At 35.2% G+C, this 17,944-nt stretch carries 20 protein-coding genes, 1 pseudogene and 1 riboswitch; of the genes and pseudogenes, 18 read left to right on the forward strand and 3 right to left on the reverse strand.

Annotation, left to right across the window (positions count from 1 at the left end):
• Positions 1-137: 137 nt before the first annotated feature.
• Positions 138-548, forward strand: coding sequence for a phage holin family protein (locus tag B1B04_RS23895; protein ID WP_079563893.1), 411 nt, complete (start codon positions 138-140; stop codon positions 546-548).
• Positions 545-1,261 (forward strand): peptidoglycan recognition protein family protein, encoded by a 717-nt coding sequence (locus B1B04_RS23900; protein ID WP_079563895.1) that lies wholly within the window; start codon positions 545-547, stop codon positions 1,259-1,261. Before B1B04_RS23895 ends, B1B04_RS23900 begins: the two co-directional genes overlap by 4 nt.
• Positions 1,262-1,309: 48 nt before the next feature.
• On the opposite strand, the gene B1B04_RS23905 is transcribed toward B1B04_RS23900, so the two are convergent.
• Positions 1,310-1,561 (reverse strand): hypothetical protein, encoded by a 252-nt coding sequence (locus B1B04_RS23905; protein ID WP_079563898.1) that lies wholly within the window; start codon positions 1,559-1,561, stop codon positions 1,310-1,312.
• A 195-nt stretch (positions 1,562-1,756) separates the two neighbouring features.
• Between B1B04_RS23905 and B1B04_RS23910 the strand changes: the two genes are divergently transcribed.
• Positions 1,757-2,059 carry a YhjD family protein gene (locus B1B04_RS23910; protein WP_170939070.1) on the forward strand — a complete coding sequence of 101 codons (303 nt, stop codon included), beginning with the start codon at positions 1,757-1,759 and terminating at the stop codon, positions 2,057-2,059.
• A 95-nt stretch (positions 2,060-2,154) separates the two neighbouring features.
• Here the strand turns inward: B1B04_RS23910 and B1B04_RS23915 are convergent, their stop codons facing one another.
• Together B1B04_RS23915 and B1B04_RS23920 are read right to left on the reverse strand one after the other, a co-directional pair.
• Positions 2,155-3,198 (reverse strand): Ig-like domain-containing protein, encoded by a 1,044-nt coding sequence (locus tag B1B04_RS23915; RefSeq protein ID WP_079563900.1) that lies wholly within the window; start codon positions 3,196-3,198, stop codon positions 2,155-2,157.
• 179 nt (positions 3,199-3,377) lie between these two features.
• Positions 3,378-3,701, reverse strand: a pseudogene (locus tag B1B04_RS23920) (Ltp family lipoprotein); the annotation flags it as partial.
• 688 nt (positions 3,702-4,389) lie between these two features.
• Between B1B04_RS23920 and comGA the strand changes: the two are divergent.
• From comGA to B1B04_RS24000, 15 genes are all read left to right on the forward strand, one after another.
• A complete protein-coding gene (gene comGA, locus B1B04_RS23925; protein WP_079563905.1) occupies positions 4,390-5,409 on the forward strand; it encodes a competence type IV pilus ATPase ComGA in 1,020 nt (339 codons plus the stop codon).
• Entirely contained in the window at positions 5,387-6,460 is a 1,074-nt protein-coding gene (comGB, locus tag B1B04_RS23930) for a competence type IV pilus assembly protein ComGB (RefSeq protein ID WP_079563907.1), read from the forward strand. The genes comGA and comGB overlap by 23 nt, the downstream gene beginning before the upstream one ends.
• 10 nt (positions 6,461-6,470) lie before the next feature.
• Complete coding sequence (gene comGC, locus B1B04_RS23935) at positions 6,471-6,809, forward strand: competence type IV pilus major pilin ComGC (RefSeq protein WP_079563910.1); 339 nt, start codon at positions 6,471-6,473, stop codon at positions 6,807-6,809.
• On the forward strand, positions 6,809-7,249 hold the full coding sequence (comGD, locus tag B1B04_RS23940) for a competence type IV pilus minor pilin ComGD (RefSeq protein ID WP_079563913.1): 441 nt from the start codon (positions 6,809-6,811) through the stop codon (positions 7,247-7,249). Before comGC ends, comGD begins: the two co-directional genes overlap by 1 nt.
• Complete coding sequence (locus tag B1B04_RS23945) at positions 7,242-7,559, forward strand: hypothetical protein (protein WP_079563915.1); 318 nt, start codon at positions 7,242-7,244, stop codon at positions 7,557-7,559. The genes comGD and B1B04_RS23945 overlap by 8 nt, the downstream gene beginning before the upstream one ends.
• On the forward strand, positions 7,552-7,977 hold the full coding sequence (comGF, locus tag B1B04_RS23950; RefSeq protein WP_079563918.1) for a competence type IV pilus minor pilin ComGF: 426 nt from the start codon (positions 7,552-7,554) through the stop codon (positions 7,975-7,977). Before B1B04_RS23945 ends, comGF begins: the two co-directional genes overlap by 8 nt.
• Before the next feature lie 197 nt (positions 7,978-8,174).
• A complete protein-coding gene (locus B1B04_RS23960) occupies positions 8,175-8,690 on the forward strand; it encodes a shikimate kinase (RefSeq protein WP_079563924.1) in 516 nt (171 codons plus the stop codon).
• 142 nt (positions 8,691-8,832) lie between these two features.
• A riboswitch (glycine riboswitch) is annotated at positions 8,833-8,925 on the forward strand.
• Between the two features lie 274 nt (positions 8,926-9,199).
• Positions 9,200-10,300: a glycine cleavage system aminomethyltransferase GcvT gene (gene gcvT, locus B1B04_RS23965; protein WP_079563926.1), complete on the forward strand. Its 1,101-nt coding sequence runs from the start codon at positions 9,200-9,202 to the stop codon at positions 10,298-10,300.
• A gap of 25 nt (positions 10,301-10,325) precedes the next feature.
• Positions 10,326-11,672, forward strand: a complete 1,347-nt coding sequence (gene gcvPA / locus B1B04_RS23970) for an aminomethyl-transferring glycine dehydrogenase subunit GcvPA (RefSeq protein WP_079563928.1) — start codon at positions 10,326-10,328, stop codon at positions 11,670-11,672.
• Entirely contained in the window at positions 11,665-13,128 is a 1,464-nt protein-coding gene (gcvPB, locus tag B1B04_RS23975; protein WP_079563931.1) for an aminomethyl-transferring glycine dehydrogenase subunit GcvPB, read from the forward strand. The genes gcvPA and gcvPB overlap by 8 nt, the downstream gene beginning before the upstream one ends.
• A gap of 973 nt (positions 13,129-14,101) precedes the next feature.
• Positions 14,102-14,809 (forward strand): 4'-phosphopantetheinyl transferase family protein, encoded by a 708-nt coding sequence (locus tag B1B04_RS23980; protein ID WP_079563933.1) that lies wholly within the window; start codon positions 14,102-14,104, stop codon positions 14,807-14,809.
• On the forward strand, positions 14,806-15,510 hold the full coding sequence (locus B1B04_RS23985) for a thioesterase II family protein (protein WP_079563936.1): 705 nt from the start codon (positions 14,806-14,808) through the stop codon (positions 15,508-15,510). The genes B1B04_RS23980 and B1B04_RS23985 overlap by 4 nt, the downstream gene beginning before the upstream one ends.
• Before the next feature lie 315 nt (positions 15,511-15,825).
• Complete coding sequence (locus tag B1B04_RS23990) at positions 15,826-16,548, forward strand: ABC transporter ATP-binding protein (protein WP_079563938.1); 723 nt, start codon at positions 15,826-15,828, stop codon at positions 16,546-16,548.
• A gap of 87 nt (positions 16,549-16,635) precedes the next feature.
• Positions 16,636-17,217 carry a TetR/AcrR family transcriptional regulator gene (locus tag B1B04_RS26520; RefSeq protein WP_079563941.1) on the forward strand — a complete coding sequence of 194 codons (582 nt, stop codon included), beginning with the start codon at positions 16,636-16,638 and terminating at the stop codon, positions 17,215-17,217.
• A gap of 24 nt (positions 17,218-17,241) precedes the next feature.
• Positions 17,242-17,934, forward strand: coding sequence for an ABC transporter permease (locus tag B1B04_RS24000; RefSeq protein ID WP_079563944.1), 693 nt, complete (start codon positions 17,242-17,244; stop codon positions 17,932-17,934).
• The last annotated feature ends 10 nt before the right edge of the window (positions 17,935-17,944 follow it).

Consider the following 17,944-nt stretch of genomic DNA (forward strand, 5'->3'; position numbering starts at 1 on the left):
AGCTTCTAATTTCACTTTTTCTTTAAATTTAACCATACAAAAACTGCACCTCCAATTGTTAGATTGAGTGTCTAATAATTGGGGAGCAGTTCATTATCTGTGGAGGGCTTTTATTATGCAGAAAAGGAAGGTGTCAGATGAAAACAGACACATTATATACATCGTTTATTGGCGGTGCAATGGCATGGATAGGATACCTTATCGGAGGTATTGACCACTTAATTAAAGCGTTAGTTATATTCATGACTATCGATTATGCACTAGGATTTATGGTTAGTTTAGTTTTCAAGAAAACTGAAAGTAAAAAGATGTTTAAGGGCTTAATCAAAAAGACGGCTATGGTATTTATGGTCATTGCAGCAGTACAACTCGATTCAGCAACAGCGAGTGGGAATTTTAATGCAATGATCTTGTTCTTAATCGGGATGGAAGGTATAAGTATGATTGAAAATCTAGGAAAGTTGGGCATTAAAGTACCTAAATTCTTAGTAAATGCTTTTACACAATTACAAATGGATAACGATGATAGAAAGGGTGATAAACAATGACTTATGCTATCGAAAAACGCTTAATGTCAGGATTGCCAAACTATGCTTTGACAGCTGCTAAATACGTCATTGCCCATGAATCAGGGAATCCAAACAATTGTGGTCCAAACGCTTTAGAAAATGAAATAGCATACATGAACCGCAATAAAGCCAATGCATTTACATCTCACTGGGTAGGCTGTGGCGGTAAAATTGTACAAGTTGCGCCAGTTAATCGTGTGCAATATGGTTGTGGCCCGAAAGGTAAACCACTTAGCTATGCACAAGTAGAGTTGGCTCGTACAAATGATATGGAGCAATTTAAGAAGGATTACGCTGCTTATATTTGGGTGTTACGTGAACTTGCTAATGAGGCTGGAATACCTGTTGTACTCGATGGCAGTGGTGACGGTATAAAATCACACCGTTGGATTACGGACAATTTAAAAGGTACAATACATAGAGATCCATTTTCGTATCTGCAGAGTATGGGGATTTCAGAGGAACAATTCAAATTAGACATTAAAAACGGCTTAGATAAACCAACGGAGAAGGATGATGAAAAAATGCAATTCACAAACGCGACAACAAAAGCTGCAGTACGTGATTATATTAAACAAGCAGTAGATAAAAAGCTTATTGATAAAATGTGGTTAGATAAATTTGATAATGGAACTATGACAAATGGTGATTATGAAGGTTTAAAACTTATCATTGCACAGCGTAGTAACTAAAATGTAAAGACCAAGATAGCTCAAATTGCCGTCTTGGTCAATGTTCATTTATAAGTATGGCAATAATGAAAATAAAACAAAAAACACTAGCAGAATACATGCGAATATAAAAATTTTAGTGATAAATGGATCTGAAGTAAATGGATCTGAATCATTTTTATTTTGTACTTGTTTTTTTAGATATTCCTCGCACTCTTCTTCCTTAATCGTATTACAATATTCACATATTTCAATCTCAGCCCCATCTCTATGTACTTTCTTAAATGGATTTATGGCTAAACAATTAGAGAAATTACTCAATTATATTCTCCTCACTAACCTTATCTACTAATTACCATTTTAGGAAATTTAGCATAAATTGTATATATAAAATTAGGCAATAGTAACGGAAATCACGCTATTTAAATTTTATTCCTGTAATTTTCACCTGCCAAAAAGCAAACATTCGTTCTGAAATGATACAAACGAATGTTCTTGTGTAGGGAGTGGAGTTGTATGTTGAATCCTGAACAACGGCGACTATTTCATAAATTTTTGATTCTTGATATGGCTGTCCAATCATTGCAACGTGATTACTCTGTAATTGAAAATTTGAAAATGAGTAAAGTTTATTTACCAATCCTCGATAAGTTATTAAAAGACATAACCCAAGATTATTACAATAAGAAGAGGTTGTTGGCAAAAGAGAAAATAAGGTTAGAGAAAATAAGGTTATTTAAAGTAGAAAAGATAGATGAGTATTTTAGTGATGTGCATGTAGCAACGGCGGGGAATGATGTGGTTTCTACGATATGCTAATATGGCACTAAAAACGCAGGTTGAAAATTTATTATTAAGTCACCAAAATAAAGACCAGGCGCTCAATTGAAAGTGAGTACCTGGTCATTTTTTGTTTAGTATTCTCTTACTTCGAATGAGGCGATTTTATCATGTACGATATATTCCGTTACTTTTTTATAAGGGGATATTGTTTTAGAAAATTTGAATGTTGATGTATCTTGTGCACTTTCAAACCATTTCAAATAGTCATCTAGTACTTTATTTGTAACGTCATACTCTTTTGTTATACCATTTACTAATGTAATGCTTAAAATAGCATTTGAAGATCCATTGCTTGGTTTTTTAACAATTACTGCGCTAGTAGCTGCGATATCTGTGTTTTCTATCTTTGCTGTAATGATTGCTTCTCCTTCACGAATGGCATTAACATTTCCATTCTGATCTACAGTAGCAATTGATTCATCGCTAGATGTCCATATTACTTTTGCAGTATCAGGAGTTACAGTTGCTATTAATTTATCTTGGCTACCTTCTAGAAGTTCTAATACATTTCTATTTAATGAGATTGATTCAGGTTTTGGTGATGTTGAAATTTTTTCCATCATTTGTAGTTCAGATATTGCTGTATTTACGGCATGATATGTGCTATTAGTAAGTGTAATGTTAACCCTGTACTTGTTATAATAACTAGAATTTTCAAAGGTGAAGCTTTGTTTTGGATTCTTTCTCCAATCGTCTACTGTAACGTTGCTATGAGAATCTAATACTATCCAATTTGAACCGTCCCACGCCTCAAATGTCCATGTATTTGGAAAAAGTTCTGGAAAACTTCCTTGATTATTCATTACATATTTACTAATTGCTTTTGGACTTGAGAATTCATATGCTAACCACCCTGTTTTTTCAGGCGTTCCCCAAGCATAGTTGGCGCCACCACTATCATAGTAGTCAATGCCATCAAAGGCTTTCCAGCTTGGTGTTTCAACGTGGTTACTTGAAGAGGATGCTTTACCAAACTCTGATTCATTTGAAGTCATTTTAGGTATTAAATTTTCTGAATAGCCATCTTCAGCATGTGCATTTTCAACGTTATAGCTGATTAGTACTAGTAGTGATAATGCTAGATAAATAAAACTATTTTTAAATATCTTACTCACTTATGTATCCTCCTTTAAAGTATTTATAGGAAATTTCTTTAAATAACCTTTAAAGACAACTCTAACCAATACGAGGCTTATTTACCATAATAAAAATCGTTTATTTTTAATAATAAAAAGCCACTCATTTGAGTGACCTTCGATGTGCCTTCCACAATCATTTATGTTGATGATATTACTTATTTTAAATTATCAATCGCGTATTGAGCTTCTTCAGGAGTAAATTTTTCACCGTATTCAGAAGTTAATTGTTGGTAAATAGCTGAATCCGACATACTCATTTTTTCAGCGTATATTTGAGCTTTTTTCAATGCATTACCTTTCCAATCGAATACAATATTATCTACAGCATATTGAGCAGCTTCTGCTGGGAATTTCTCTCCATGTTCAGAAGTTAATTGATTATAAATACCAGCCTTTGACATGGACATAGATTTCGCATATACTTCTGCTTTTTTTAATGCCGATTTATATTCTCTAGGAATGCTTTCTTCTTTCGCCTTCGCTTCCGCTATTGCTTTTGCTTCTGCCTCAGCATCCCACTCCGTGATGGGTGGTCTTAATTGTGTTTGTAATTATCTGTGATACAAAGTACACAAAGGATATCCAGTGCCCTATGACTGTCTGGGATGATAACAGATATAATAGAAGGAAATACATTTTTCAGAACTTGTACTTTCGTGACAGGTGCATCAGGCTCTGGTAAGTCAACATCCTTGTATTCTCTAATCATATTTAGAATGGAAGGTTAAAATTAAAGGGCAGGCATTAGAATTGGATGTGTCTTCTCGAACCTATAATTACTTTAAGTTGCTATTTAATAAATAAGAGATTTTATTAGGTGATATGAAGAATTAAAAGGCCGCCATATTATTTCGGTAGCCTCTTTCATTTTATAGAAAACTAATCGTGTTGGTAATCGTCTTAAAGGATGTTTTGATGTGTTTGGATTGATGAATATAAGGTAGTAATTAGAAAATTATTGACTTAGTATATATATTACTGAACGAATCGTTTATGGAAATTAGCAAGCTATCCACATTTTCATCGCAAAAAAACATGTTTGATAGGAAATTTTATACCAAATTTTTAATTTAAGAAAAGAGCTTTTCTTCCGGCAAGTTCCTATCTATACTAGGACATAACGAATAGAGCGGTCATATTCGAATAAACCAGAAGAGGGGTGCGAATATGCAAAATTTTGAAACGGTTGTTGAACGAAAATGTGAGCAACTTTTACTAAAAGCCTATCATTTCGGTGCATCAGATTTACTTTTAGTTCCGGAAAGTGAGCGGTATCGTATTTATTTTCGCAAATATGATAAGCTACTCCAAGCAGGTGAGTTACCAAATAATCTTGCGGAACGAATGATTTCCTTTTATAAATTTTCAGCGGCATTAGATATTAGCGAGCGGCGAAAACCCCAAAGCGGCTCTTTCCAAAAAGCTATGGAACAAGATCAATATGCCTTTCGTGTCTCGACACTTCCCTCCGTATTTTTAAAAGAAAGCCTAATTATCCGTCTACTTCTACAAAATCATGCATTCCCACTTACTTCCTTATCTTATTCCGAATATGCAGCAAACATGTTGATGGAACTAGTGAAACATCAACAGGGACTTTTATGTTTCACAGGTGCGACAGGCTCTGGTAAATCAACATCCTTGTATTCTCTAATCCATTACTGTTCGACAGAACTAAATCGTCATGTCATTTCTTTAGAAGACCCTGTAGAAAATAATCAAGCTAATCTTTTACAGATTCAAGTAAACGAACGAGCTGGCGTTACATATGCTACAGGCTTAAAGGCTATTTTACGCCACTCACCCGACGTTATTATGATTGGTGAAATACGTGATAAAGAGACTGCAAAAATCGCAATCGAAGCTTCTTTAACAGGTCATTTAGTAGTCTCAACCATTCATGCTAAGGATTCGGTAAACTGCCTTTATCGATTTTTGGACTTGGGTGTATCAATAGAAGAACTTCGCCAAACTGTGGTAGGTATAGTCGCTCAAACACTTTTCCAATCACCTATAATACAGGAAGAACGTCGTGCATTGTTTGAAATATTAAGCGATGTTCAACTTCAAATGGCCATTAAAGCAATTATGCAAAAAACTAGCTATGAATTGCCACATGAGTTAACACTTGCAGGTCAAAAAGAAATGATAGAGAGTCATCACTATGCGAATACGAACGTTTATTGAAAGAATTCAATTGGCTTACAATAAGGCAACAAAATGGCGCGTAAGGGAGCAAGCTCATTTTTTTAGTCGGTTAAGTGTGTTAATGCAGGAAGGTTATTTATTCCCGCAGGCTATTTCTATTTTATTACCTCATCATATTGAAGCACATGAAGACATGCAAAAGCTAATCAATGAAAAGCTGAGACAAGGAGTCGGTGTTTTAGGAGTTTTTGAAGCATTACAACTTCCAAAACAGCATTTAGTAGCCATTACAGTTGCAGAAAACAATGGGCATATGATTGAGACGTTAAAAGGCGTGGCAAAGCAAATGGCTTTGAGTGAAGCGACGAAGAAAAAATTAATGAAGCTACTCCTATATCCTGTAGTACTTATTTTATTTTTGTTGCTGTTGTTTTTAGTGTTTCGTACCATATTCTTTCCTAATATCGAAAAAATGGTGACTAGCCGAACTACCGGCACTGAGGAGACAAGCATTGCTTTGTCAAAGGCATTATTGCATCTTCCCGATACTTTAATGTTCATAGGCATTGCGGTATTTTGTTGTATTTTCATTTTTTACCTTACTCTCAAACGACGTCCGATTGCTCGCCAGTTAAATATTATTCTAAAAACTCCTTTGATTCGGATTTATACACGAATGTCTTTGACGAGACAATTTGCTGCTTATTTAGGGAGCCTGCTACAAAGTGGGTTTTCTTTACAGGCAAGTCTACAAATTTTAGAGGAGCAGCGACTTCAACCGTTTTTACAATATCTAGCGCTATGTATAAAGGATCGCGTTGTTTTGGGTGATACGCTAACGCAAGCAGTTAAGTTGATGACAGTTTGGCAGAAGGATTTTACAACATTTGTTGAACATGGAGAACAAAGTGGCTATTTAGGAAAAGAGCTAGTATTGTACAGCGAGTTAATGACGGAAAAGCAAGAGCAACTATTGCATAAAATCCTTGTGTTCGTGCAGCCCACCTTCTTTATCATTATAGCGATGTGCATAGTTGCCGCATATGTAAGTTTATTATTGCCAATATATCACATGATTGAACTAGTATAGGAGGTTAATAATGAAACGTATAAAGCAGCAAACAGGTTTTACTTTAATTGAAATGTTAATAGTTCTCCTGATTATTTCCATATTAATTTTAATTACAATCCCAAATGTTACGAAACATTTTGCCACCGTCGATGAGAAGGGGTGCAAAGCGTATGTGAGCATGGTGCAAGGTCAGGTGGAGGCGTATCGAGTAGATTTTATGGATTATCCAACGATTCAAGATTTGGTAGCGAAAGGCTATTTAAAGAAGAATGAAACGACCTGCCCTAATAAAGAAGAGATTGTAATCACTAAGGATGGGGAGGTACGATTGGCGAAAACCTCTACCGATACTGGTTCTGGTAATTGATGGATGCTAATAAGAGTGAGCGTGGCTATACATTTGTTGAAATGCTAATTGTATTGTTTATCCTCATGTGTTTGTCAGCAATTGTCGTCAAATATTCGTTAAAAGGAGTGGAGACTAGGGAGCTTGAGCAATTTTTTACACAAATTCAATTAGATATTCAATATATACAAACTTATAGTATGCATCAAAGGGAATATATCTCGATGAAGTTTGAAAGTTCATCAAAGAGATACATTATTAAAAAGGATATTTTTACAGAATTATATGAACGCCCTTTTCCGAAAGGGGTTGAGTTTATGCCTGCATCGAGTTCAATTTACACGATTATGTACAACTATAATGGAAACGTCATGACGCCAGGGACTGTTTATTTTAAAACGCCTCAAGGTGTGAAAAAAGTTGTGATTACATTAGGACGAGGGAGATCGAGGATTGAATGAATCTGGTTATTCATTTGTGGAAACGATATTATCAGTAGTCATTGTTATGTTAGTATGCACGACATTAATACCAATTAGCTATACGATGAAAACGACTCTTTATAACAAGAAGTTGGAGGTGTTCGCAGCTGAAACGGCCTATGAAGGCTTAAAGCATTACCGCAATCTACAACAAACAGAAGGCACTAAAACCATTGATAATATAGAATTTCAGTGGTTTATGAATGGACAAGGGGTATGCGTAAGTTTTCAAAATACGCGGGAATTACGTAAAAAATGTATACAACTGACAGGTGAAGTTGATGAATGAGCGAGGCTACACATTATTAGAAGCGATGTTTCAATTAGTTGTTTTTGTGCTTATTGCCCATCTTGTTGTGTTTATTATGCTTTGGTTTGCTGAAATGAAAACAACGATGCTAACTGATGAGCAATCAAAGTGGGAGCTTTTTGTTTATGATTTGAATATGTATGTAAGTGATATTTCATCTTTTACACTTCGAAAGGATCAAAAGAGAATAACCTTCCAGGCCGCAGATACCATTCATAATATTGATTGTTACAGCAATATAATTCGTGATCAAGTAAATGGTGGTCATGTACCAATGCTAGTTGGTATTACTAAATGCCAGTTCCGATATGAAAAAGATATGTTAACAGTAGCTGTTGAACTTCCAAGTGGTAGTAAAAAGGAGCGAACTTTCTATGTTCCAGTTTTTGAAAAATGACAGAGGGGCTATTTTTTTAATCGCAATTGGATTATTATTTTTTGTAACTACTTTTGTCCTTACGTTTTGTACGTCTTATGAGATTCAGTTTCGAACATATGATGGCCTAGAAAAGCTCAATGTTCGAGCTACGATAAATTTATTAGGACAAATTTTGTCAGACAGTGTAGAATCGTAGTTATAAGAAGGTGATTCGAATGCGAAAAATATATTTAGTTGGTTTTATGGGCTCCGGGAAAAGTGCGTTAGGAAGACGTTTAAGCTATTTGTTAAAGATGCCCTATTACGATATGGATCATGAGATTGTTCGACAGCAGGGTATGACAATTCCGCAAATATTTGAAAAATACGGAGAAGCACGTTTTCGGGAAATAGAAACAGAATTTTTGAAAAACTTCCGGGACGAAGCTTGTATTATTTCAACAGGTGGTGGAGTCGCAATTAATGCTGAAAATCGAAAAATAATGAGACGCAGTGGGCTCGTGTTTTTTTTAGATGCGACATTCGAAGATATATACAAACGAATACAGCATGATCCGAACAGACCGATTGTACAGAGCTCGACGAAAGAAGAGTTAGAGCAGCTGTATCATTACAGAAGAAAGTTCTATCGTGAAGTAGGACATATACAAGTGTTAACAGAGGGGCGAACAATCCGCCAAATTCTTGAGTATTTAGTATTCCAAGTTAAAAGGCTAAAAAGCGAACATTGATGTATCGTTAATACTTAAATGTTCGTTTTTTAACATAAAATAAAAAATGATTGCCTTTTCAATGCAATTAATGTTAGGATATAGACAAAAGTTACTTAATGTTCATTGAATACTAAATAGTACCAAGTTGAAACTTGGGCGGATGATTGTACGGGGAGAGCACGTATAGACGTCACCGAAGGAGCAAATAGCAAAATGTTATGAATCTCTCAGGTAAAAGGACTCGTATAAGACGCAACTCTGGAGAGTGCTGTAGTACTACAGCCACCAAAGGGGAAAGCCGGCTGATTGGCATTGTATGTATGCGAGTCAGTCTGGTGTAACTTTCAGGTGCAAGGACAGAGAATCCCGAAAAGGGGTTCGTCTGTCTTTTTTTATGTCTAAATGTTTTAACTAATGTTGTTCGTTTTTCTTTATTTGGATGAACAAACAAGGGAAGCATGACTGTACAAAAAAACAGACGAACTACTATAAGTAAATATGTAACGAACAATAAGGGGGCAAAAACAATGACAGAATTAAAACGCACACCTCTATTTGAAGAATATGCAAAACATGGTGGTAAAACAATTGACTTCGGTGGATGGGAATTACCAGTGCAGTTCTCTTCTATTAAAGAAGAGCATGATGCAGTACGTAATCGTGCTGGCTTATTTGATGTATCACATATGGGTGAGATTTTAGTAACTGGACCTAATTCACTAGAGTTTTTACAAAACCTTTTGACAAATGATATTTCTAAGATTGCAGTAGGTCAAGCGCAATATAATGCAATGTGCTATGAAGATGGTGGTGTTGTCGATGATTTATTAACGTATAAATTAGCAGACAATCATTATTTATTATGCGTGAACGCGGCAAATATTGAAAAAGATTATGATTGGATGATGGAAAATCAACATCAATATGATGTAACGATAGACAACCAATCAGAGGCTTATGCACAAATTGCCCTTCAAGGTCCATTAGCAGAAGAAGTTCTTCAAACATTAACAGATACTGATTTACAAACGATTAAATACTTCCGTTTCCAAGCAGATGTTGAAGTTGCTGGTCATAAAGCATTAGTATCTCGTAGCGGTTACACAGGAGAAGATGGCTTTGAACTATATGGCTCTCCAGAAGATATTAAAGCATTATGGGGTAAAATCTTAGAGGCTGGAAAAGACAAAGGTGTAGTTCCTGCAGGTTTAGGCTGCCGTGATACACTTCGTTTTGAAGCAGGTCTTCCATTATACGGGCAAGAGCTATCAGCGACAATTTCACCTCTTGAGGCTGGTATTGGTTTTGCTGTGAAGTTAAATAAAGAGGGCTTTAATGGTCATGAGGCATTAGTGGCACAAAAAGAAACTGGGCTGTCACGTAAAATTGTGGGTATTGAAATGATTGATAAAGGAATTCCTCGCCATGGCTACAAAGTGTTGAAGGATGGTAAGGAAATCGGTGAAGTGACAACAGGTACACAACTTCCTTCTTCTAAACGAAATGTTGGTCACGCATTAATTGACAGTCAATTCGCAACTATCGGAACTGAATTGGAAATTGAAATTCGTGGTAAGCACTTAAAAGTAGTAACAGTTGAAACACCGTTTTACAAGCGTTCAAAATAAAAGTTGAAAAGAGGGACCTACATTTATGAAACATCGTTATTTACCAATGACGGAGCAAGATAAACAAGAAATGTTAGACGTAATCGGTGTATCCTCAGTTGATGCGTTATTTGAGGATATTCCAGAAAAAGTACGTTTTAAAGGCCTATATGATATTAAAGAAGCGAAATCTGAATCAGCTTTATTAAAAGAATTAACAGCAATGGCTGCGAAAAATAAAGATACAAATGCTAACGTATCGTTTTTAGGTGCAGGCGTATACAACCACTATAAACCGGTTATCGTGGACCATGTTATTTCTCGTTCAGAGTTTTACACAGCGTATACTCCATATCAACCAGAAATTTCACAAGGGGAATTACAAGCAATTTTTGAATTCCAAACGATGATCGCAGAGCTTACAGGCATGGATCTTGCAAACTCTTCTATGTACGATGGAGGAACAGCGTTAGCTGAAGCAGGTATGCTTGCAGCTGGCCATACACGCCGTAAGAAAATTTTAGTATCTGAAGCAGTTCACCCTGAGTATCGTGATGTCGTTGCTACATATGCATATGGTCAATCCATTGAAATTGTTACTGTTCCACAAAATGATGGTGTGACAGATGTAGAAGCTTTAAAGGAATTAATAGATGATAATACGGCAGCTGTTATTGCACAATATCCTAACTTCTTTGGTCAAATAGAGGACTTGCAAGTAATTGGCGATATTGCGCATGAGGCAAAAAGTTTATTTGTTGTCTCTTCGAATCCACTTGCACTAGGAATTTTAACACCACCTGGTAAGCTAGGTGCTGATATTTGTGTAGGGGATGCACAGGTTTTCGGTATTTCTGAAGCATTCGGTGGTCCACACTGTGGTTTCTTTGCAGTAACTACGAAGTTAATGCGTAAAGTTCCTGGTCGTCTTGTAGGTGAAACAGTTGATGGTGAAGGTCGTCGTGGTTATGTTTTAACATTACAAGCACGTGAACAACATATCCGTCGTGATAAAGCAACGTCCAATATTTGTTCGAACCAAGCACTTCTTGCACTTGCTGCTTCTGTAGCAATGACTGCTCTAGGTAAAGAAGGCGTTCGTGAAATGGCAATGCAAAACATTGCGAAAACACGCTATGCTAAAAATGCCTTTGAAGCGACTGGTTTCACAGTAGCATTCCAAGGTGCACACTTTAACGAAATCGTTGTGAAGACAAATAAATGTGTGAAAGAAATTAATAAAGGCTTAATTGAAAAAGGTATCATCGGTGGCTATCCTTTAGGTCAAACATATGACTCTCTAAAAAATCACGTGCTAATCGCAGTAACAGAATTACGCACGAAGGAAGAAATTGATGCACTAGTTGCAGAAATGGGGGCTCTTAATGCATAACGAAAATCAATCACTCATTTTTGAAATTACCAAAGAAGGTCGCGTAGGTTACAGCTTAGAAGCACTTGATGTACCAGAGGTTGATCTTGCCGATTTACTTCCTGGAAACTTAGTACGCGCTGAGGCAGCAGAATTACCAGAAGTATCTGAGCTTGATATTATGCGTCACTATACAGCACTTTCTCGTCGTAACCACGGTGTAGACTCTGGCTTCTACCCGCTTGGTTCTTGTACGATGAAATATAATCCAAAAATTAACGAGGCCATTGCACGAATTTCAGGCTTTGCTAATGTTCACCCATTACAGGACGAATCAACAACTCAAGGTGCGATGGAGCTTCTTTACGACCTACAAACTTCATTAGTTGAAATTACAGGTATGGATGAAGTGACATTACAACCTGCAGCAGGTGCTCATGGTGAATGGACAGCATTAATGATGATCCGCGCATTCCATGAAGCAAATGGTGAGGGTCACCGTAATAAAGTTATTGTTCCTGACTCTGCTCACGGTACAAACCCAGCATCTGCAACAGTTGCAGGCTTTGAAACTATTACTGTGAAATCAGATGAAAATGGCTTAGTAGATATTGAAGATTTGCGCAAAGTAGTTGGTTCTGATACAGCTGCATTAATGCTAACAAATCCAAATACACTTGGTCTATTTGAAGAAAACATTATCGAAATGGCAGAGCTTATTCACTCTGTTGGCGGTAAAGTATACTATGACGGTGCAAACTTAAACGCAGTTATGAGTAAAGCACGTCCTGGTGATATGGGCTTTGACTGCGTACACTTAAACTTACACAAAACATTTACAGGTCCTCACGGTGGCGGTGGCCCAGGTTCAGGTCCAGTAGGAGTGAAAGCTGATTTAATTCCATTCCTTCCAAAACCAGTTTTAGTAAGAACAGAAGAAGGAACATATCACTTCGATTACGAGCGCCCACAATCAATCGGACGTGTTAAACCTTACTATGGTAACTTTGGTATCAACGTACGTGCATATACTTATATTCGTACAATGGGTCCAGATGGCTTAAAAGCTGTAACAGAATACGCTGTACTAAACGCAAACTATATGATGCGTCGTTTAGAGCCATTCTACGATCTACCATATAACCGTCATTGTAAACATGAATTTGTATTATCAGGTCGTCGTCAAAAGAAACTTGGCGTTCGTACTTTAGACATTGCAAAACGTCTGTTAGACTTTGGCTATCATCCACCAACAACTTACTTCCCATTAAATGTGGAAGAGGCATTAATGATCGAGCCAACAGAAACAGAATCTAAAGAAACATTAGATGCATTCTGCGATGTGATGATTCAAATTGCAAAAGAAACTGAAGAAAACCCATCAATCGTACAAGAAGCACCACATACAACAGTCGTAACTCGTCTAGACGAAACACGCGCTGCTCGTACACCAGTACTTCGTTATCAAAAAGCATAAAATATGTTAGCGGGTGCGACTCCCGCTATCTCTATAAATAAAGTGGCTGTAAATACAGAGTCATTTGTGATTTTAAGTATATTTTTGCCACAAGGGCAAGGATATACTTAATTTTTTTTAGGCAATGTTATACTTACCATTTTTGAAAATGTTTAACCTACTATAAAAAAAGAAAAACCGGAATTTCTTAAGAGAGAATTTCGGTTTTTCTTTTGGATTAAGAATCTGTAAAGCGATAATAAGATACTTCCATTAAAGGGCGAGGTCCTATGCTACGATTAGAAAGTTCCGGATGAATGTTGATTAATAGGCGCAAGATATAAAGCGAATAAATCCAAAGAAAAATCTAAACAACTAAGAAAAATAAAACAGCAAATTATTGAATGTGTTTTTTCAGCTTTTGAAGAAGGGAAAGTACATAATAAAAGTTACATTCAAAGTAAAGTTAAAATAGGGAAGCAATTTGTAGAACCTGAAATTCCTGATTACATAAATGAAGTTTTAGAACTTAGTCGTAAAGGCTTTTACTGAAAGTGTTGCAGAATTGCTAATTATACTAGGGAAGTGAATACTAATCTTGATCTTTTTTTGATATTAAAGATGTTTATTGTAGGTGAAAAACTAAGAGTTTTAGTAAAGAATGGTTATTAATATTAATAAATTAAGTAAAATAATAAGATTAACCAATTGGAGAATGAAGAAGATAGAGAGTAAAAAAATGTATGAAATTAATGGAAATTAAGTGAAATTTTCCTTAAAATACTGTTGTGTGTAGTATATAATTAACTTTGTGGATTGACTTTTATTTACTATGATGAATGTTTTAAAATGAAACTTCTTCAGCAAGTTTTTAGTAACGAAAGTGAAACGCCAGCTACAAATATTTTTTTGTAGCGACAGCGGCAATTACGCCTCGGCATAATTGCCTATTATTAAATGTACGTTATAACAAACTTATTATTGCGGGGGAAATATGTTAAAGCTGTATTATTTGAAAATAGAAGAGCTTACAGATAAAAAATTGAAAACTGAATTAAAAAAATATTTATCTGAAGAAAGAAGAGCTGCAATCGATTTACTTAAATTTGAAGATGATCAGACACGGTCGATTCTGGGAGAGCTATTGATTAGATATGGTATATGTCAAAACTCTTTGTTGAAAAATTCAGATATAAAATTTATTAAGAATGAATACGGAAAGCCGTTTCTGAATAATGTTGCAGATGTATATTTCAGTCTGTCGCATTCTGAGGAATATGTGCTGTGTGGTATCAGTGATAAGGAATTAGGTGTTGATATAGAAAAAATTAATGAAATTGAATTGGACATAGCGGAAGATTTCTTCCACGAGAGAGAATATAAAGCTATTCTAAAGCAGCTGAATGAACAACGTCTGCAGTATTTTTACAGAATATGGTGCTTAAAGGAGAGTTATTTAAAATATAGAGGAACGGGACTATCGACACCATTAAATTCATTTTATGTGAACGAGTCTGATGGTGAAATATGTATTTATACTGCAGAGGGTCAATTAGAAAACATAGAGCTTGAAATTTTGTTTATTGATGAAAAATACTCTTCTGCAGTTTGCTATAAAAATAAGCTGAAATATGATTTAAAAAGAGTTTCCTTAAACGAAATAGTAAGAGTATTAATGGAAAAGGAGAAGTATGGAATATGAAAAAAGTGGTTATTTTCCCTCATGCAGGTGGAGCAAGCTTGTTTTATAGTGCTATCATAAAAGAACCTGTAAGAATATTACCCATTTATCTTGATTATCCTGGACATTTACTGAAATTAACAGAAACGCTTGCTGAAACAATGGATGAACTGGTAGATTACCTGCTGGAAGAACTACTTGAAATAAATGATTTGGTTTTAGAAGAATTAATATTTTTTGGTCATAGCATGGGTGGTTCTGTTGCTTATGAAGTAGCAAAGAGAATATATGAAAAATATAATATAAGTATTGAAAAACTGATAATATCAGCTAAATTGCCTCCTGGAGAGATGAATCTAAAAATAAAAATAGAAACAATTGAAGATATGTGGGAATATATTCAGTCACTGCATAAACAACCGGATGAGATTCATACAAATCAAGAATTAGGAAAGCTTCTATTTCCTATAATGCAACAGGATATTTCTTTATTGAAGCAATATGAGACTGAATTGAGATATCCGAAATATCCATTGGGAAATTTACAGCCGCATATTTTTATAGGAGCCCAAGACAAAGGGGATTTAAAGCAGTATCAAAATTGGCAGAAATTTTTTCAAGAAAAATGTCAGTATGAATTTTTTAACGGTGGTCACTTTTATTTGCAAGAAGATAAAAATTCTTTTTTAAAGATTCTTCATAAAACGATTTTGGAGACCTAAAGATATTTAACATCTGTAGCTGCCGCGTTGCTTTCGCTACAAAAAACATCTGTAGCTGTCGCTTTGCTTCCCTACTAGAAACTTGCTGAAAGAAGTTAAATGTACTTATAAAGCGTAAAAGCTTTGAGAAGTGCTTTAGCCTTGAATTACGACTTTAGTCGTGGACAATTAGAAATACACCTGCTTTTGTAGATGGGTGTTTTATGTTACAAATGTATTAAAACGGAAAAGTTTTAGGATATATTAATGGGGGTTTTGTTTTTTATTGACAGATTATAGTGTGAAATATATACTTTTTAACTAAGGAGGGATTTTTTGGATACAGTTATTGAAGTTACAAACCTTTGTAAGACAATCAATGGAAAGAGGTTGTTAAATAATATTTCTTTGGAAGTAAGGCAGGGATCAATATTCGGTTTGCTTGGAGCAAATGGAGCAGGTAAAACAACGTTGATGAAAACAATCTTGGGTATATTAAAATCTGATTCAGGTACTGTCAAACTGTTTGGCGAAACTATAGACAGAAGAAATCAGAATGTATTGACAAGTATTGGCTGTATTATTGAAACTCCTGTTTTTTACTCTGGTTTATCAGCCAGAAAAAATTTAGAAATCCATTGTAAATATATGAATGAAGAATATTTAAGCAATATTGATAATGTTTTATCTATTGTAGGTTTATCAGAGAATGCTGAGGATATATTAGATACTTTTTCTTTAGGGATGAAACAAAGATTGGGGATTGCCAGAGCCTTAGTAACCTCTCCCAAGTTGTTGATTTTAGACGAACCAATCAATGGGCTTGATCCAATGGGAATTATTGATATTCGAGAAATACTGAAGGAAATTAATCAAAAGATGGGGACCACTATATTAATATCTAGTCATATTATCCCTGAAGTCGATAAAATTGTAACTGATGTGGCAATTATGAGTCAGGGCGAAATGATTGAACATGTGGAACTGGAACAGCTGAAAAAAGAAAATATTGAATTGGAAGAATACTTTGTCTCGATTTTACATAAGCAGCAAAGTTAATTTTTTTGAATACGTATGACTAAAAAAATGAATTTAGTCATATGGTTATCGTGGGGTGCAGTCCTATGAAGAGAGGGAGCATTAGTTATGGCAAGAGGTTTTTCACAAGAAGAAAAAGAAAAAATCAAAGAGAATCTATGTATTGAATGTGAAAAAAGTTGGGTGAGTATTGGGTATAAAAAAACTAATATTGATTTGCTTTGTAATACAGTTGGTATTTCTAAAGGAGCTTTCTATCTTTTTTTTGATAGTAAAGAGGCCCTGTTTGCCGATGTCATGGATCAAGTACAAAATCGAATGGTTAATCATATGAATGATGCTGTAACGAAATCTCCCAATAAAGAAGGATTTATTGAAGGATTCAAATTATTGTATCAGGAATACGATCGAGGAAACTGGATCAAAACACTGTCCAGCAATGATTTCAAGGCATTATTAAATCGATTACCTGAAAGTAGACTGATTACTCATAGCTCGGAACATACATTGGTAAAATTAAGTGAAACGATAGAGAGAAGTAATTTGGTTTGTAAGGAACCACTCTCTAAAGTTATCGGGATTTTATCTGCATTACTGACATTGTCATCAGAAAAGGATGCTATTGCTTACAATCATCAGATAGTATTTGAATTTTTACTTGAGCATGTTATTGATGAGCTATTTGAATAAGTCCTACATGAAGAGGAGGAAAATATGAAGTATGTCAGTATTGAATTAGGAAAAATAAATATGAAGCAGCAGTTGATTTCTTTAGCAGCATGCAATTTTCTTATCACTGCTTTAGTCATTATGATGAAGTTTCTTATTCCTGATCAGATTAGTGGATTGGATTCTGGGATGCCGACAATCGAGTTGAGTACAACTATAATTATCGATACATTAATCAAAGCCGTATTTATCGTATGGCAGGCAGTGTTGATTGCTTCACTGATTGTAAGTGAATTTCAAAATAAAACGGCGTTAATGCTTTACACATATCCAATCAAAATGACAAAAATCATCATTAGTAAACTAGTAGTAGTATTTATAATTACATTTATATTTATGTCAATAAGTGGAATCTTTCAAAATGTAGTGATGTATGTATTGAATCAGAACTTGCCGATGTTCTCATACAATATTACTACGGAAATAATTCTGACTGTTTTAATTACAAATATTTCAGCTATTTTTATGGGGTTGATCACCTTTACAGTCGGGATGTTAAATCGTTCGACTATTGCAACGATTGTAGCGGCTATTTTGATTATGTGTATTGTCACATCAGCTGCAGCAGGACCAGGAGGAATCATCTCTAAGTTATCAGTTGCAGTAACATTAGGACTGATCGGACTTATGGCAGGTTTGTTTACAGTATGGAAAATCGAGACTGAAGATTACTGTTAAAATATTCATT

Origin of the sequence: Lysinibacillus sp. KCTC 33748 (assembly GCF_002237755.1) — a bacterium.
GTDB lineage: Bacteria > Bacillota > Bacilli > Bacillales_A > Planococcaceae > Lysinibacillus.

Excerpts from the sequence above, each read along its gene's own strand:
- B1B04_RS23985 (WP_079563936.1), top strand. The coding sequence starts at position 14,806 with ATGAAAAAAGTGGTTATTTTCCCTCATGCAGGTGGAGCAAGCTTGTTT.
- B1B04_RS24000 (WP_079563944.1), top strand. The coding sequence starts at position 17,242 with ATGAAGTATGTCAGTATTGAATTAGGAAAAATAAATATGAAGCAGCAG.
- comGC (WP_079563910.1), top strand. The coding sequence starts at position 6,471 with ATGAAACGTATAAAGCAGCAAACAGGTTTTACTTTAATTGAAATGTTA.
- B1B04_RS23895 (WP_079563893.1), top strand. The coding sequence starts at position 138 with ATGAAAACAGACACATTATATACATCGTTTATTGGCGGTGCAATGGCA.
- gcvPB (WP_079563931.1), top strand. The coding sequence starts at position 11,665 with ATGCATAACGAAAATCAATCACTCATTTTTGAAATTACCAAAGAAGGT.
- comGF (WP_079563918.1), top strand. The coding sequence starts at position 7,552 with ATGAATGAGCGAGGCTACACATTATTAGAAGCGATGTTTCAATTAGTT.
- gcvT (WP_079563926.1), top strand. The coding sequence starts at position 9,200 with ATGACAGAATTAAAACGCACACCTCTATTTGAAGAATATGCAAAACAT.
- gcvPA (WP_079563928.1), top strand. The coding sequence starts at position 10,326 with ATGAAACATCGTTATTTACCAATGACGGAGCAAGATAAACAAGAAATG.
- B1B04_RS23960 (WP_079563924.1), top strand. The coding sequence starts at position 8,175 with ATGCGAAAAATATATTTAGTTGGTTTTATGGGCTCCGGGAAAAGTGCG.
- B1B04_RS23900 (WP_079563895.1), top strand. The coding sequence starts at position 545 with ATGACTTATGCTATCGAAAAACGCTTAATGTCAGGATTGCCAAACTAT.
- comGA (WP_079563905.1), top strand. The coding sequence starts at position 4,390 with ATGCAAAATTTTGAAACGGTTGTTGAACGAAAATGTGAGCAACTTTTA.
- comGD (WP_079563913.1), top strand. The coding sequence starts at position 6,809 with ATGGATGCTAATAAGAGTGAGCGTGGCTATACATTTGTTGAAATGCTA.
- B1B04_RS26520 (WP_079563941.1), top strand. The coding sequence starts at position 16,636 with ATGGCAAGAGGTTTTTCACAAGAAGAAAAAGAAAAAATCAAAGAGAAT.
- comGB (WP_079563907.1), top strand. The coding sequence starts at position 5,387 with ATGCGAATACGAACGTTTATTGAAAGAATTCAATTGGCTTACAATAAG.
- B1B04_RS23980 (WP_079563933.1), top strand. The coding sequence starts at position 14,102 with ATGTTAAAGCTGTATTATTTGAAAATAGAAGAGCTTACAGATAAAAAA.
- B1B04_RS23910 (WP_170939070.1), top strand. The coding sequence starts at position 1,757 with ATGTTGAATCCTGAACAACGGCGACTATTTCATAAATTTTTGATTCTT.